General features: G+C 63.0%; 2 protein-coding genes. Both read right to left on the bottom strand.

What is annotated here, in order from left to right; all coding sequences use genetic code 11:
• Positions 1-5: 5 nt before the first annotated feature.
• Positions 6-12332 (bottom strand): non-ribosomal peptide synthase/polyketide synthase, encoded by a 12327-nt coding sequence (locus tag CKW35_RS22815; RefSeq protein ID WP_095116951.1) that lies wholly within the window; start codon positions 12330-12332, stop codon positions 6-8.
• On the bottom strand, positions 12329-17287 hold a 4959-nt coding region (locus CKW35_RS22810; RefSeq protein ID WP_143499803.1), incomplete at its 5' end, for a non-ribosomal peptide synthetase. The genes CKW35_RS22815 and CKW35_RS22810, both read right to left, overlap by 4 nt.

Genomic DNA, 17287 nt, shown 5'->3' with positions numbered 1-17287 from the left:
TGCACTCAGGCAGCGCCAGTCACGGAGAGGCAGTGATCAATCAGCAGTTCAAGTTCTTCGCGATAGCTTTCCATCAGGGCGTCGATGGTCTGCGCCCGATAACGACGTTTGCTGTAGACGCATCGCAATGAAAGCGAGCCGTCGTAGACCTGGCCGACGATCTCCAGCCAGTTGGCCAGGCGCGCCCTCGGGCTATAGCAATCGCCTGACCCCTCCGGCGCAGGCTCAAGCAAAGCGTGCTTGTCAAAGCTTTGGTCGAACTGACCGAAATAGTTGAACGTCACCCGCGGTTGAGCTACTGCCGCCAGGCGCTCGCGCATCCGAGGTTCGCCCAGGTAACGCAACACGCCATAACCGACCCCCTTGTCAGGTACCGCCGCCAATTGCCGTTGCGTGGCCAGGATCGACTCACCGACCGCCGCAGCCTCGCCAGGGGCGAGACGTACCGGGAACATGCTGGTAAACCAGCCCACTGTCCGGGACAGATCCACGCCTTCGTAAAGGTCTTCGCGACCATGGCCTTCCAGCTGGATCAATGCGGCCTCTTCGCCACTCCAACGGCACAGCACACGTGCCAGCGCCGCCAGTAGGATGTCGTTCACCTGCGTGCGATAGGCGGCAGGCGCCTGTTTGAGTAACTGCGCAGTCTTTTCCCGTGTCAGGTACAGATGGGCGGCCGCCTGCTCGCTGACCTCATTGCGCCCGCGCGGGTTGTCGCAAGGAAACTCGTTCGACAGCGGTTCGAGTTGAGCAAGCCACCAGTCACCCTGCTGCGCGCCAATCGATGCAGCCTCTTTTCGCAGAAGCTCTGCCCAGGCCCTGTAGCTCGTGGTGCGAGCAGGCAATGCCGGCGTGTCACCCTGGGTACAGGCCTGGTAAGCCCGCTGCAGGTCTTCGAGCAGTACCCGCCATGACACACCGTCCATGACCAGGTGATGGATGACCAGCAACAGTCGCGCCTGCCCATCGGCAAGCTGTACGTGCACAGCTCGCCAGACAGGTCCATCGACAAGCCTCAGGCTACGTTGAGCCTGATTCGCCAGCGTCATCAGCGCCTGCTCGTCACAAGCCTGTTCCCGCTGCAGCAGCGGTTGCCTGGCCTCATCAGGTGTCAGGTAGCGTTGCAGCCAACGACCGTTCTCCTGAACGAAGCGCAGCCGCAGGGCGTCATGGTGCGCTTCGATGCAGGCAAGCGCTTGGTCGAGCGCATCCAGGTCCAGCGCGATGCGCGGTTTGAGCATCAGGGCCTGGTTGAAGTGCGCAGGGTCCGCAAGCGCCTCGGCGAACATCCACTCCTGGATGGGCAGCAGATTGAACAGGCCGTCGACCGCCCCGGTGTCGGCCACCTGCACGGGCGCATGGTCGGCCTGCTCCTGTTTGCCGACGATCGCCTCGATCGTCTGATAACGCAGCACATCACGGAGTTTGAGTTCCATGTCCAAGGTCGGGTGATTCCTCACCCGAGACACCACCTGCAGGCTGAGGATGGAGTCGCCGCCAAGCTCGAAGAAGTTGTCCGTAATGCCAATGGGATCGACCTGCAGTACCTCTTCCCAGATCTGCGCCAGCAATCGCTCCTGTTCATTGCGAGGAGCGACATGCCCTGACGACTCGAATACCGGATCCGGCAGGCGCTTGCGGTCGAGCTTGCCGTTCGGCGTGACCGGGAATGAAGGCAACACGATGATCTGCGACGGCACCATGTACTCCGGCAATTGGGCAGCCAGTACGGCTCTCAAAGCCTTCGCCATGCTCGTGTCTTCGCCTACCACATACCCGATCAGTTGCTTGCCCACCGTCGTTTCGTGCACGACAACGACGGCGTCCCGCACCCCGTCCTGGGTACGCAGAGCGGCTTCGACTTCACCGAGCTCGATCCGGAACCCCCTGATCTTGACTTGGTTGTCGATACGGCCCACGTAGTCGACCACACCGTCATCCCGTCTACGTACCAGGTCACCGCTGCGGTACAGACGGGCACCCTCCTTACCCAATGGGTCAGGCACGAAGCGCTCCGCAGTCAGGGCCGGGCGGCCATGATAGCCGCGAGCGACGCCGTCGCCGCCGATCATCAATTCGCCCGCGAAGCCCGGAGGCAGCGGGTTGAGCTCGTCATCGAGTACACGAAGGGAGCGCCGACCGACCGCATGGCCGATAGGCGCATAGGCAGCCGCACAATGACCGTCTCCAGGCACCTTCCACAGAAGCGGCGTCACCACCGTTTCGGTAGGGCCGTAGCCATTGGTCATCCAGGTGGGCTTGAGGGCCTTCCTGACCTGCTCGAACGTCTGTTCGGGCACCGCATCGCCACCAAAGCAGTAGATCTGCACCGGTGGCGGCTGATCGCCGCTGGCCTGCACCGACTCTGCCAACTGCTTGAGGTAGGCAGGCGGGAAACAGGCGATGGTGATGCGCTGGCGCCACAAAGCCTGCAGGGTCTGCTCCACTGTCCACACGTCACCGTCGCGTATGACCAGCGTGCCACCGCAGAGCAGGGTACTCAGCCAGCGCTCCTGAGCACCATCGAAGGCGAACGACATGAAATGCAGTTCTCGCGTCGAGGGCCCCATTTCGTATCGCTCCACGATAGCCTGACAATGCCGGCTCAATGGGCCCTGGGCGACAGCTACGCCTTTTGGCTTGCCGGTCGAGCCCGAGGTGTAGATCAGGTAGGCCAGGTTGCCGTCTTCGATGGCCGCTGGAGGCAGCGCCGGCTGGGGGACCTGCTGATCAGCAACAGGCTCGATGACGTGTACACGTTCCAGTGACGGCAGGCGCTGCAGCAGCGAGTGGCGCGTCACCAGCAGCTGCATGCCCGAATCCTCGATCATCCAGGCCAGGCGATCTGCCGGGTACTCGAGATCCAGAGGTACATAGGCAGCCCCCGTCTTCATGATCGCCAGCAACGTCACGACCAGCTCCAGCGACCGCTCCAGGGCCACGCCGACGATCACTTCGGGCGCGGCACCCTTGAGCCGCAGCACGGTGCACAGATGCTCGGCCTGCCGCTCCAGCTCCGCGTAGGTGAGGCTTCGCTCGGCACACACCAGCGCGACGGCATCCGGTTGGCGCTGAGCTTGCGCTGCAATCGACTGCGCCAGTGTCTGCGTACCATAGACCGTCGCAGGCTCGGCGCCCCATTGCGCTGCCTGCTCCAGTTGGGCAGGCAGCAAGCACTGCAGATTGCCAAGCCTCGCCCGAGGCTGGCTCAACATGGCGTCCAGTGTGGCTTCCATGGTCTGCCGGATGCCTTGTACCGACGCTTCACTGAAGCTGTTGCGCAGGTACAGGTATTCAATCGACAAGGTGTCGTTGAGATGCACGGCCAAGTCCATGGGAACGTTGGTCACACCCACGCCACTGGATTCGCCAAAGCCCACTTCGGCATCGGACGACTCGCGCATGCTCTCGTCGATCGGGTAGTTCTCGAACACGATAATGCTGTCGAACAGCGTCTGACCTGGGGTACCGGACCACCTCTGGACATCGTTCAGTGGGGTATGTGACCAGTTGCGCAGCTCCAGGTTGTAAGCCTGCAGGTCACGGAGCCAGTCCTCCAGGCAGGCGGTCGGGTCAAGTTCCTGCGATACCGGCAATGTGTTGATGAACAGCCCCAAGGTGCTGTCGGCGCCCGGCAGCGACTCCGGCCGACCAGCGACGGTCGCCCCGAAGGTGACTGCAGATTTGGCCGTGTAGCGCTGCAGCAACAACAGCCAGGCGCCCTGGATTACGGTGTTGGGCGTGACTCTCAGGTTTCGGCAGTAATCCTGCAGGCGCGTCGTCCACGCTTTGTCCCAGCGTGAATAGAGTGCGTTGTGCCCGGTTTCGTTGGCGCTGTGTCGCGGGTGAATCGTCTGGGCCAACAAGGTAGGCTCGACACCTGCCAGACTTTCACGCCAGAAGGCCTCCTGCCGCCCCTTGTCCTGGGCCTGCAGCCACGCGATGAAATCACCATAACGACCGACACTGCCGGACACTGGTTTGCCGGCGTAGTGCTGCATGACCTCGGCAAACAGCCGGGAGGTGCTCCAGCCGTCCATCAAGATGTGGTGGCTGGTCCAGATCATGTGATAGGTGTTCGAGTCCAGCTTCACCAGCAATAGCCTATGCAGAGGTGCCTGGGTCAGGTCGAAACCGTTCAGCCACTCTTCATGGGCAAGCGCCTGCACGGTCGCGTCAGGCGCCTCGCTGCCCTGCAGATCGATTTCCCTTACGGGCATCTGCGCCTGTGTATGGACAACCTGCAGCGGTTCGGCCAGGCCGGCCCAGTGGAAACTGGTACGCAGCACCTCGTGACGCGCGGTCACCGCTGCCCATGCCTGAATGAAAGGTGCGGTCTTCAGGCCGGTCACCGGCAGGCTGACCTGATGGATATACAGCCCTTCACCCTTCTCCTCGATGGAATGGAACAGCATGCCCTGCTGCATCGGCGAGAGCGGGTAGACATCTTCAATGACGTCGGCGGACAGGGGCAACAACGCTCGCTGTTCTTCACTGACGGCGACTCGGGCAATGACTGGCGCTTCGGATACAGGCGCATGGCGCTCCAACGTCGCGGCGAGCTGAGCGATGCTCTGGTGCTCGAATACCCGTTTCGGAGAGACGTCGTAACCTGCAAGCCGCGCCTTGCTGGCGATGCGGATCGACACGATCGAGTCGCCACCAAGCTCGAAGAAGTTGTCGTGAATACCTACCTGTTCCCGCTGCAGGACTTCCTGCCAGATCAGCGCCAGGGCACTTTCGACTTCGTTGCTCGGGGCGCTGTATTGCTGCACGTTGGCCTTGAGCTCGGGCATCGGCAGGCGCTTGCGGTCCAGCTTGCCGTTGGGTGACAGCGGCATGCTGTCGAGCAGAACGTAGTGGTAAGGCACCATGTAATCAGGCAGCCGGCGCGCCAGTACGGCCTTTACATCGTTCAGGTGTTCTTCACGGTCGATGACGACAAACGCCACCAGTTGCTTGCCGGTCGCCAGGTCGATTGCCAGGACAGCGGCTTCCTTCACGGCCGGGTGCTCCAGCAGGCTCGCCTCGATCTCGCCAAGCTCGATACGCAGGCCACGGATCTTCACCTGGTGGTCGATCCGCCCAGCGTACTCGATCACCCCGTCTTCACGCTGGCGCGCCAGGTCACCTGTGCGGTAGAGACGCTCCCCGTCACCGAAGGGGCTGACACAGAAACGCTCGGCCGTCAGCATCGCGCGCTCATGGTAACCGCGGGCCAGGCCGATACCGCCCAGATACAGTTCGCCCGTGACCGGCGCAGGCACCGGGTTGAGCTCATCGTCAAGAATGTAGGTATGCAGGTTGGCAATCGGCCGGCCGATCGGAACGCTGTGACTTTGCTCGTCCACACAGTGCCAATGGGTGACGTCGATAGCCGCTTCGGTAGGCCCGTACAGGTTGTAGAACTGGGTACCCGGCAGCAATGCCATCGCGCTGCGTTGCAGCTCAAGCGGCAGCGCCTCGCCGGAACACATCACCTGCCGTAGCGAAGTACAGGCCGCCTGCGGGCTGTCACCACTGATGAAGGCCTGCAGCATCGATGGCACGAAGTGCAACGTGGTGATGGCTTCGGTCTTGATCAGCCGCATGAGCAGCGCCGGGTCGCGATGTTCGCCCGGTTGGGCGAGCACCAGTCGGGCTCCCGTCATCAACGGCCAGAAAAACTCCCAGACCGATACATCGAAGCTGAAAGGGGTTTTCTGCAGGACCTTGTCATCGGTGCGCAACGCGTAGGCGTCCTGCATCCAGAACAGCCTGTTCAGCAGCGCTTCGTGGGTATTGGCGGCACCTTTGGGCTTGCCCGTCGAGCCGGAGGTGTAGATCACATAGGCCAGGTTGCCAGGGTGCCCTGCAAACGCCAGGTTGTCAGCCGGCCACGTCAGGCAGTCATCCAGCTCATCAAGCATCAGGGTGTGGATGTGTGGACAGGCAGGTAGCTGGACATTTCGATGGGTCAACAGCAGCTGGATTCGACTGTCTTCGATCATGTACGCCAGACGGTCCTGGGGATATTCAGGGTCGAGAGGGACATAGGCCCCCCCTGCTTTCAGGATTGCCAGCAATCCCACAACCATGTCCACCGAGCGTTCCAGGGCAATACCGACCAATACGTCCGGGCCCACGCCGCGCTCGCGCAAGCGGTGCGCCAGGCCATTGGCGCGGACATTGAGCTGCCGGTACGTGAGCTGCTGCCCAGCAAATACCAGGGCGACGGCCTCGGGTCGTTGCAGTACCTGGGCCTCGAACAACTGGTGCACGCAGTGAGCGCCAGGGTAATCGACCGTCGTGTGGTTCCATTCCTCCACGATGCGACGGCATTCATCCACACCCAACATCGGCAGCTCGGAAATAAGGCGCTGCGGCTTCTGGATGATGGCATGCAGCAGGTTGGCGAAGTGCCCGGCGATTTGCTCGATGTCCCGGTCACTGAAGCTCGAACGGTCATAGCTGTAGTGAACGGACAACTGCGCACCCAGGCCAATGGCCAAGGTCAAGGGGTAGTTGGTCTGCTCGTGAATGTGCGTGTCGATGAACCTCAAGCCTGCGGGAGCACCCTCGCGCAGCGCCTCGGAGACAGGGTAGTTCTCGAACACCAGCAAGGTATCGAACAGCCCATCCGCCGCTACGCCAGCCAGGCGCTGGACGTCATACAGCGCGGTGTGTTCATGCTCGCGCAGTGCCAGGTTCCGCCCCTGCAGTTCGGTGACCCATTGCTCCACGGTGATCGTCGGCTGCAGCCGGTTGATCACCGGCAACGTATTGATGAACAGACCCAGCTGATGCTCCGCACCGGCCACTTCCGCCGGTCGGCCAGCGACCGTGGCGCCCACGGCGACGCATTCCTGGCCAGTATAACGTTGCAGCAGCAACAGCCAGGCCGCTTGCACCAGCGTATTGACGGTAACCCGTCGTTCACGGGCGAACTCACTCAGCGTGGGCTGCCAGTCCAGCACCTGATAATGATCGGCATAACCGCTGTCCTTGTTCGACTTGCCTTGTCGGAACACTTGCGCCAGATGTGTCGGCTCCTGCAGATCCTGAAGCTGCTCTCGCCAGAAGGCTTCGCTGCGATCCTTGCCCTGTCCCTGCAGCCACTGGATGTAGTCACGGTAACGTCCAGGCTTACGCTCGGCCGGCTGCCCCGCGTAGTGCTGCAGCACCTCGCCAAGCAACTGCGAATTGCTCCAGCCATCCATGAGGATGTGGTGGCTGGTATAGATCAGGTGATGGCTATCGGGGCCTGTACGGATCGCGGTTATCCTGAGCAACGGATCATGCTGCAGGTCGAAGCCCTTGCGACGATCGTGCTCGGCCCAGACGCAGAGCTCGCGTTGCAGATCCTTGGACGCCGACCAGTCCAGTTCGGTGCAAGGGATCTGCACCTGCTCACGAATGATCTGCAAGGGCTGCTCGAACAAGGTGATGAAATTGGCACGCAGCACATCATGCTGCGCCGCCATCGCTTGCCAGGCTTGATCGAAGCGCGCAGCGTCCAGGCCCTGAACGTCGACACGCATCTGGTTGATGTAATCTCCGGTCTGCTCATAGGCGCTGTGAAACAGCATCCCCTGCTGCATCGGCGACAACGGGTAGATGTCCTCGATTTCGACGAGGGGCACAGGCAAGGCGTCGAGTTGCGCCTGGTTCAAGTTGCACAGGGGGAAATCCGAAGGCGTCCTGCCGAAGGCACTTTCGGATACGCAGTGATCAATCAGATCCTGCAATTCCCGAGCGTATTCGGCTGCCAGGCGTTCGACCGTCGTGACCTCGAACATGGCTTGGCTGAAGGTCCAGTTCAGGCTCAGCTCGCCTTTGAATATCTGCCCATCGATCGATAACCAGTTGCCCAGCGGCGCTGTCTCGCCCCGGCTTGCGCCACTGTGCTCGGCAGCAGGCATGAGGAAGGCTGCCTGGCCGAGTTCGCCGGCAGGCTCGTCGAAGCTGGCATCGAACTGCCCGAGGTAATTGAAGGTGATCCTGGGTGGTGCCAGTTCCGCCAAGGCCTGGCTGGCCTCTTGGTCGCCCAGATAGCGCAGCGCTCCGAACCCAAGCCCCTTGTTGGGAACCGCACGCAGCTGCTCCTTGATGGTCTTGATCGAGGTGTCCATCGCCTCGGCGGTGCTGAGCCTGACCGGGAACATGCTCGTGAACCAACCAACGGTACGGCTGAGATCGACGTTATCGCACAGTTCCTCACGACCGTGCCCTTCCAGTTGCACGAGCACCTCTTCCTGCTTCGTCCAGCGGGCGATCACGCGGGCCAGGGCCGTCAACAACAGGTCGTTGACCTGAGTGCGATAAGCCCCAGGAGCGTCCTGCAGGAGCTGGCGGGTGTAGCGCTCATCGAGCCGTGTCCGGGCGACAGCTGCATGCCTGGCCTGCAGTGAACCGTCAACATTGTCGCAAGGGAGCGTGGCATCGACCGCTGACAGTGCCTGCCAATACGGCAGTTCATTGCGCAATACCTCGCTGTTGGCGTACGTCTGCAGCGCCTCGGCCCATGCCTTGACGGAACTGGTCTTGGCTGGCAGGGAAATGGTCTGACCCAGCGCCTCCTGACGGTAGGCGGCCTGCAGGTCTTCGAGCAGAATTCGCCATGAAACGCCGTCCACGGCCAGGTGGTGGATCACCAGCAGTAGCCGCTGGTTACCGTCGGGCAGGTCTGCCAGCACGGCTCGCAGCAGTGGCCCTTGCTGCAGATCGAGGCTGCGTTGCGCCTTGTCGCACAGCGCCTGCAGTTCGGACGGGTGCTGAAGTTGCGCTTGCCACAGGCAAGTCGCCTGGGCTGGCTCGCCGATCTGGCGATAGCAGGCCGACCAAGTGCTGCCGTCTTCCTGCTGGAAGCTCACGCGCAACGCATCGTGATGGGCCAGCAGCGCTTGCAGCGCGCGGTCGAGCACGTTGCTGTCCAAGGCCTGTCCGGGCTTGAGCAGAAGGGCCTGGTTCCAGTGGTGACGATCGGCGATGTCTTCGTTGAAGAATGCCTGGTGAATCGGCAAGAGCTGCATGCGCCCCTGCACCGCGCCCTGATCAATCTGCATGGCCGGGGCGTGCCCCTTGGCGACCACTGCCGCCAGCCCCTCGACTGTCTGGAGCTGGAATAGCTGTTTGGGCGTGAACGTCATGCCCTCGCGGCGGGCCCTGCTGACCACCTGGATCGAGATGATCGAGTCGCCGCCCAGTTCGAAGAAGTTGTCGGTGGCCCCTACCCGTTCAAGCTTGAGGACGTCAGCCCAGATCGCGGCGATTCGCGCCTCGAGAGGGGTACGCGGCGCCACATGGTGTTTCTGCCGCTGACGTACATCCGGGCGTGGCAATGCCTTGCGATCCAGCTTGCCGTTTGGGGTCAGCGGCAGCGCGTCGACGAACAGCAGATGGCTGGGAACCATGTAGTCCGGCAGTGTGGCCTGGAGGTGCCGGCGCAGGTGTTCTTCCAGCTCGCCAGCGTGTACATCGACCACCAGATAGGCGGCCAACTGCCTGCCACCCGGCCCATCGATATCGATTACCACGGCCTCGCGCACGCTGTCGTGCTCCAGGAGCTTGGACTCGATCTCGCCAAGCTCGATGCGCAGGCCGCGAATCTTCACCTGATGGTCGAGGCGGCCAGCGTATTCGATTACGCCGCCCGAGCGGTACCGCGCCAGGTCCCCGGTGCGGTAAAGGCGCGCACCACCCTGCTCGCTCCGATCAAGCGGGTCGGGCACGAACCGCTCCGCCGTAAGCCCCGGACGACGATGATATCCACGCGCCAGACCCACACCACCCAGGTAGAGCTCGCCTGCCACACCTTGCGGCACCGGCAGCAAGGCACTGCTGAGGACATGGGTCTTGAGGTTGTCGATAGGTGTGCCGATCGGCACACTGCCATTGGCTTGCGCCTGGCAGGTCCAGTGGGTAACGTCGATCGCCGCTTCCGTCGGGCCGTAAAGGTTGAAAAGCCCGACGTGCTTGAGCCTGGCCAGGACCTGCTCTGAAAGGTCAGCAGGCAATGCTTCGCCACTGCACACCACGCGCTTGAGGGTTTCGCACCGCTCCACGTGCTCGCTGGTCATGAAGGCCTGAAGCATGGACGGAACAAAATGCAGGGTCGTGACCCTGTGTTGCCTGATCGCCTCCACCAGGCGTTCGGGGTCCCGGTGATCGCCAGGGCGAGCCACTGCCAGCCGCGCACCGGTGAACAGTGGCCAGAAGAATTCCCACACCGATACGTCAAAGCTGAAGGGCGTCTTCTGCAGCACGGTATCGCCGTGATCCAGACGGTAGGCCTTCTGCATCCACCAGAGCCGGTTGACCAGCGCCTGGTGCGTGTTGCCGGCGCCCTTGGGCCTGCCGGTCGAGCCCGACGTGTAGATCACGTAGGCCAGATCGGCCGGCACGTTGAGGTTGACAGGGTCGACGTCGCTATAGGCAGCCAGCCATTCATCTGCGTCATCAAGCACAATGCAGGCCATGCTGGGGGCGATTGGCAACTGGTCGCGCAGGGTAGTCTGGGTCAGCAGTAGACGAATGCCGCTGTCCTCCATCATGTAGGCCAGGCGCTCGGCCGGGTAGTCGGGATCGAACGGCACATAGGCGCCCCCGGCCTTCAGAACGGCGAGCAGCCCGACCACCATCTCGAGCGAACGCTCCACCGCGATCCCTACCAGCACGTCCGGGCCCACGCCTTTGTCGCGCAACGCGTGAGCGAGCCGGTTGGCGCGCTGGTTCAGTTGACGGTAGGTCAACACATCCTCGCCGAACAGCACCGCAGGGGCCTGGGGCGTCGCACGGGCTTGCGCTTCGATCAGCTGATGCATGCCCTGGTCAGCAGGGTAGGACGCTTGAGTGCTGTTCCACTGCTCCACAATCTGGCGATGCTCTTGCTGCCCGAGCATCGGCAACTCGGCGACAAGCTGCCAAGGACGCTCGGCGATTGCCTCCAACAAGTGGGTCAAATGCGAAGCCATGCGCGCGACCGTTGATGCTTCAAACAGCGCAGTCGCGTAGTTGAGCTCTACCGCAATCCCATGCTCATGCTCGACCGTGTTCAGCGTGAGGTCGAACTGCGCGGTCTGTCGCTCCCAGGCGATGCCTTCGACCTGCAGACCCTGCAGGCGCCGGGCATTTCCCCTGGCTTGCGCCTGGTGGTTGTACATGACCTGGAACAACGGGCTGTGACTCAGGCTTCGTTCCGGGTGCAGCGCTTCTACCAGTTGCTCGAAAGGCAGGTCCTGATGCGCCTGGGCGGCCAGCGTGGTCTTGTGCATCTGGCTGAGCAAGCCCGTGAATGTCAGCGAGCTATCGAACTGCGCCTTGAGTACCTGGGTGTTGACGAAGAAACCGATCAGCCGCTCGGTTTCGACCCGGTTACGATTGGCGATGGGAATCCCGACACGCACTTCATCCTGACCAGAATACCGGTGCAGCAGGGTCTGGAAGCTGGCCAGCAGCAGTGTGAAAAGCGTCACCCCCTGCTGTTGCGCCTGTTGCTTGAGCGCGTCGGCCAGTGCTGATTCGAGCTCGAACTTCAGGCTCGCGCCTTCGAAGCGCTGCGTCGCCGGACGCGGCCGGTCGCTGGGCAGTTCCAGCACCGGGTGTTCATCCCCCAGGTGGGCCCGCCAATACGCCAGCTGACGCTCCTGCTCGCCTGCCTCCATCCAGTGCCGCTGCCAGATGGCATAGTCGGCATACTGAATGGGCAGCGGAGCAAGGTCCACGGCCTCGCCGGTACATGCGTGGGCGTAATGCCCGATGAGCTCGTCGACCAGCACCTGCATTGACCAGCCATCGGTAGCGATATGGTGCAGGGTGATGATCAACACATGGTCATGCGCGTGCAAACGCAGCAACCTGACCCTGGTCGGCCACTGGCGCTCCAGGTCAAAGGGCGTGCGAGCCTCAGATTCGACCCATGCCTTGATCTGTAAGTCGGTTTCCGGCGCCGCCCCGACGTCGACGGGTTGCGCGTCGATTTCGAACGATTCTGGCGGGTGAATGACCTGAACGAGCTGTTCGTCATCGAGCGAGAACGTGGTGCGCAAGGTCTGGTGCCGTACGATCAAGGCCTGGAAGGCGCCACGCAGGGCGTCGATATCCAGTGCGCCCTGCAGTCTCAGCGCAATAGCCAGGTTGTAGGCCGTGCTCTGCGGATCCATCTGCCACAGGAACCATTGACGCTGCTGGGCGAACGATACCGGAACGCGGTCGAACAGCGACTGGGTGCAAGGCACTGGCAAGTTAGCCGGAGAAATGTTCTCGGCGTGCATCTTCTGCAGATACAGCTTGCGCTTGGCCAGCGGCAGCGTGACAAAACGCGTGGCGATATTCAGCGCGGCATCGTTACTCATTCATTCACCTCGAACTCTTCAAAAAGCCTATCCAGACGCTGCAGTTTTTCGTCGAAAGCCGACGCATCGCCGATGGATTCGATGTATCTGGCAAAATCGCCAAGGACCGGGTGCTGGAAGAGAACGGCCGGTTCCACGGTCAATCCCAGCGAAAGTTGCAAGCGCGAGAGCACTGATAGCGCCAACAGCGAGTGCCCTCCCAACTCGAAGAAATTGTCATTGAGGCCGACCTTCTCGACATTCAGCAGCTGCGCCCAGACGGCAGCGATCTGCTGCTCCACCTCGCTCTGCGGCGCGACATGGCCTTGCTGCGATACGCCAGGATCAGGCTGGGGCAACGCTTTGCGGTCGAGCTTGCCGTTGGGTGTCAGCGGCAGCGCATCGAGCCAGGTGAGGTACGCGGGGACCATGTAATCCGGCAAGGTCGCGCGCAGCTGTTCGCGCAGATGGCGACGCAGGGCGCTGCGCTGTTCCTCCGTCACGACCGCTGCTTCGCCGCTCGAGACCAGGTAGCCGGCCAGTTGCTTGCCACCAGGGCCATCGATGTCGATGACCACCGCCTCGCGCACAGCAGGATCATCGATCAGCCTTGCCTCGATCTCGCCCAGTTCGATGCGATAGCCACGCACCTTTACCTGGTGGTCGATGCGGCCCACGTACTCGAGCACCCCATCGCTGCGATAGCTGGCCAGGTCACCGGTACGGTAAAGCCGGCCACCACCCTGCCCGCTGCGATCGTATGGGTCCGGGACGAAGCGCTCGGCCGTCAATGCCGCGCGGCGCTGATAACCCCGCGCCAGGCCATCACCGCCGATCATCAGTTCCCCGGCCATGCCAATCGCGGCAGTCGACAGATCGTGCGCCATGACCTGCAAGGTCGTGTTGGCGATCGGCTTGCCCAGCAACGGCAAGGGATGTTGGTTGTCCAGGCAGTACGCCGCCGACCAGATCGTCGTCTCGGTTGGCCCGTACAGGTTCCAGATGCGCCCGCACAGCGCCAGCAACTGCTCGGCGAGGTCGACAGGCAGCGCCTCACCGCCACTGATGACCTTGCAACCGCGCAGGGTCTGCGCAGGCAGCGCCTGCAGCAGCATGCGCCAGGTCGAAGGTGTGGCCTGGAGGGTGGTGATGGCGTGGCGCTCGATCACAGCCTGCAGCGCCGACGGATCCTTGTTCTGGCGCTCGCCGATCAGCACCACCGAAGCCCCGGCCAGCAGCGGCAGGTACAGCTCCAGGCCGGCAATGTCGAACGACAGCGAGGTCAGCGCCAGGACCCGATCGCCGGCATCGATCCCAGGCTCGACCGCCATGCTGGCAAGGAAGTTGACCAGTGCCTGGTGGCGCACCTCGACCCCCTTGGGCCGCCCGGTGGAACCGGAGGTGTAGATGCAATAGGCAAGGTGCTCGGGATGCTGCACGATACCGAGGTTCTCGCCATCGAAGGCCGCCACCTGATGCCAGTCGCTGTCCAGGCACCAGGTCTGCACGCTGTGGGTGGGCAGCTGCGGCAGCAGATGGCTGAGGGTCAGCAGCAGATGCGCCCCGCTCTGCTCCATCATGTACCCCAGGCGCTCGCGCGGATACTCCGGGTCCAATGGCACATAGGCGCCACCGGCCTTGAGGATCGCCAGCAGGCCAACGACCATTTCCACCGATCGCTCGACGGCAATCGCGACCAGCACATCCGGCCCGACGCCCATTGTGCGCAGCTTGCCCGCCAGGCGGTTGGCGCGCTGATTGAGCTCGCCATAGCTCAAGGTCTGCTCGGCAAACAACAGTGCCGGGGCCTCAGGGGTGCGCGCGACCTGCATTTCGAACAGCTCGGGCAGGCTGCGCTCATGCGGGTACTGCATCTGGGTACGGTTCCAGTCGTGGACGATGCGCTGTCGCTCTTCGTCATCGAGCATCTGCAGTTCACCGACCGGGGTATCGGCGTGCTGCACCAGGGCGTTCAGCAGATTGGCAAAGTGCCGGGCGATCTGCTCGACGCCGGTGTCGCCGAGATGACTGCGGTCATAGTGGTAGTGGATCGTCAGGGCATTGCCCGACTCGATCATCAGCGTCAGCGGATAGTTGGTCCGCTCGCGATTCTGCGTGCCTGAAAACGCCAGGCCTGCGCTGGAGCCCTGCTGCAGGACTTCCCCGACCGGGTAGTTCTCGAACACCAGCAGCGTGTCGAACAACGGCTCACCGGCCGAGCCCGCCCAACGCTGAATGTCATAGAGCGGCGTGTGTTCATGTTCGCGCATGCTCAGGTTCTGTGCCTGCAGACGTTCGACCCACTCCCCCACCCGCAGGTCAGGCTGCAGCCTGGCTGCCACTGGTAGCGTGTTGATGAACAGGCCCAACTGATGCTCGACGCCACGCAGGTCCGCCGGCCGGCCGGCAACCGTGGCACCGAATGCCACGCCTTCCTGGCCGGTATAGCGGTGCAACAGCAGCAGCCAGGCTGCCTGCAGCAAGGTATTGACCGTCACCCGTCGTTGCCTTGCAAACGCGCTCAACGCCTGGGCGCAGGCTGCGTCGAGCGTCTGATGATGTTCGCCATGGCCGGTGTCCGCGCGGCTTCTATCCAGGCGCAGCGCCTGGGCCAGTCGCGTGGGCTCGCTGAGGTGCAGCAATTGCTGGCGCCAGAACGTCTCGCTCTGCTCGGCATCCTGGCGCTGCAGCCATTCGATATAGTCGCGGTAGCGCCCGGCCGGTCGCGCCAAAGCAACGCCCGCGTAGTGCTGCAACACCTCGCCCAGCAGCTGCGCATTGCTCCAGCCATCCATCAGGATATGGTGACTGGTGAAGACCAGGTGATGCTGCGCACTGTCTGTCTGGATGACTGTCAGTCGCAACAAGGGTGCCGCCTGCAGGTCGAAGCCACGCCGACGATCGGCCTCGGCCCAGGCATCCAGCCGCCCCTCGATGTCCTCCTGCGCGGTCCAGTCCAGCACGTCGAACGGCAGCTCGACGTGTTTGCGGATCACCTGCACCGGGCGTTCAAGGTTGGCGACGAATGCGGCGCGCAACACGTCGTGTCGGTCCAGCATTGCCTGCCAGGCACGCTTGAACCGCTCGATATCCAGGCCCGAAACGTTGACGCGCATCTGATTGACATACTCGCCCTGGCCTTGCTCGAAGACCGTGTGAAACAGCATGCCCTGCTGCATGGGCGAAAGCGGATAGATGTCCTCGATGGCACCTGCCGGAATCGGCAAGGCATCCAGCTGGGCCTGATCCAGCGCAGCCAGCGGGACATCGGACGGTGTCAGGGCGACTACGTCCTGATTGACGCAATGGTCGATCAGCGCCTGAAGCTCGCTGACATAGTCGTCGGCCACGGCCTGTACCGTGGCGCGGTCGAACATGTCCTGGCTGAACGTCCAGGCCAGGCTCAGCTCGCCAGCGTAGACCTGCCCGTTGATGGACAGCAGGTTTTCCAGCAAGGCCTCGGCAGACTGGCTAGCCCCGCTGCTCTCGCTGGCCGGCTGCAGGAATCGCTCCGTGGCTGTGCCTGGGCTTTCGGCAAAGGTGCTGTCAAGCTGCCCCAGGTAATTGAATGTGATGGGGGGCACTGGCAGGCGAGCCAGCACATCCCGTGCGTGCGAATCCCCCAGATAACGCAGCGCGCCATAACCGATGCCCTTGTCGGGGATCGCGCGGAGTTGTTCCTTGATCTGCTTGATCGAGGCATCGAGGGTCGGCGCCGCTGTCAGCTTCACCGGGAACAGGCTGGTCAACCAGCCGACAGTACGGGTCAGGTCGACCGCATCGAACAGGTCTTCACGGCCATGCCCTTCCAGTTGCACCAGCACCTCATCGCGCTGCGTCCAACGGGCGATCACACGGGCCAGGGCGGTCAGCAGCAAGTCGTTGACCTGGGTGCGGTAGGCGGCTGGCGCCTGTTGTAACAGCCGCGACGTTTGCTGCCGGTCCAGGCGCGCATGCACCGTCGCGGTGTGGCGGCCATGCAGCGATCCATCAGCCCTGTCCTGGGGCAGTTGCGCGTCGACCCCTTGCAACTGCGACTGCCAGTAACCGAGCTCTGCCTGCACTGCATCGCTCTGCGCGTAGGCCTGCAGCCGTTCGGCCCAGGCTTTGGTCGAGGTGGTCCTGGCGGGCAGCACGGCAGGTTGGCCTGCCACGTGGCGGTCATAGGCGTTCTGCAGGTCCTCCAGGAGAATGCGCCAGGACACCCCGTCCACCGCCAGGTGATGAATCACCAGGAGCAGGCGCTGGCTGCCATCGGGCAAGGTCGCCAGTACAGCGCGCAACAGCGGACCCTGTTGCAGGTTCAGGCTGCGCTGCGCTCGCTCGCACAGGGCTTGTAGCGCGTTCGCGTCGGTCAGGGTCTCTGCCCACAGCAGCCCGGCCTCAACGTCGCCCGGGGCGCAATGGGCGGCGAGCCATGCGCCTGCGTCCTGTTGTGGCGTGAAGCGCAGGCGCAACGCATCGTGATGCTCGACCAGCGTGTGCAAGGCCTTTTCCAGCGCGGCGCCATCGATAAGCCTCGTCGAGGCAAGCAGGACCGCCTGGTTCCAGTGATGAGGCTCGGCGATCGACTGTTCGAAAAACGCCTGCTGGATAGGCAGCAAGCGTGTCTCGCCGACCACCGGGGCCTGGTCGATCTGCGGGCCGCTGCCTTCCATGCGCGTGGCCACCGAGGCCAGGTCTTGTACGGTCTGATGCTGGAACAGCGCTTTGGGTGTGAAGTGGATCCCGGCCTGTCTCGCCCGGCTGACCACCTGGATCGAGATGATCGAATCCCCGCCCAGTTCGAAGAAGTTGTCCGTCACGCCGACCCGATCGAGCTTCAGGACCTCGGCCCAGATTGCCGCGATCTGTTGCTCCAGCTCGCTGCGCGGGGCCACGTAGCTGTCCTGCAGCACGCTTGCGTCGGGTTTGGGCAGGGCCTTGCGGTCCAGCTTGCCGTTGGCCGTCACCGGCAGGCGCTCAAGGAACAGCAG

Source organism: Pseudomonas sp. Irchel 3F3, assembly GCF_900187545.1.
Taxonomy (GTDB): Bacteria; Pseudomonadota; Gammaproteobacteria; order Pseudomonadales; family Pseudomonadaceae; genus Aquipseudomonas; species Aquipseudomonas fortuita.
Note: the sequence above shows the minus strand (reverse complement) of the source record. Positions and strands in the feature narration are given on the sequence as shown.

Coding starts and splice junctions, on each gene's coding strand:
- CKW35_RS22815 (WP_095116951.1), bottom strand. CDS start 12,332: ATGAGTAACGATGCCGCGCTGAATATCGCCACGCGTTTTGTCACGCTG.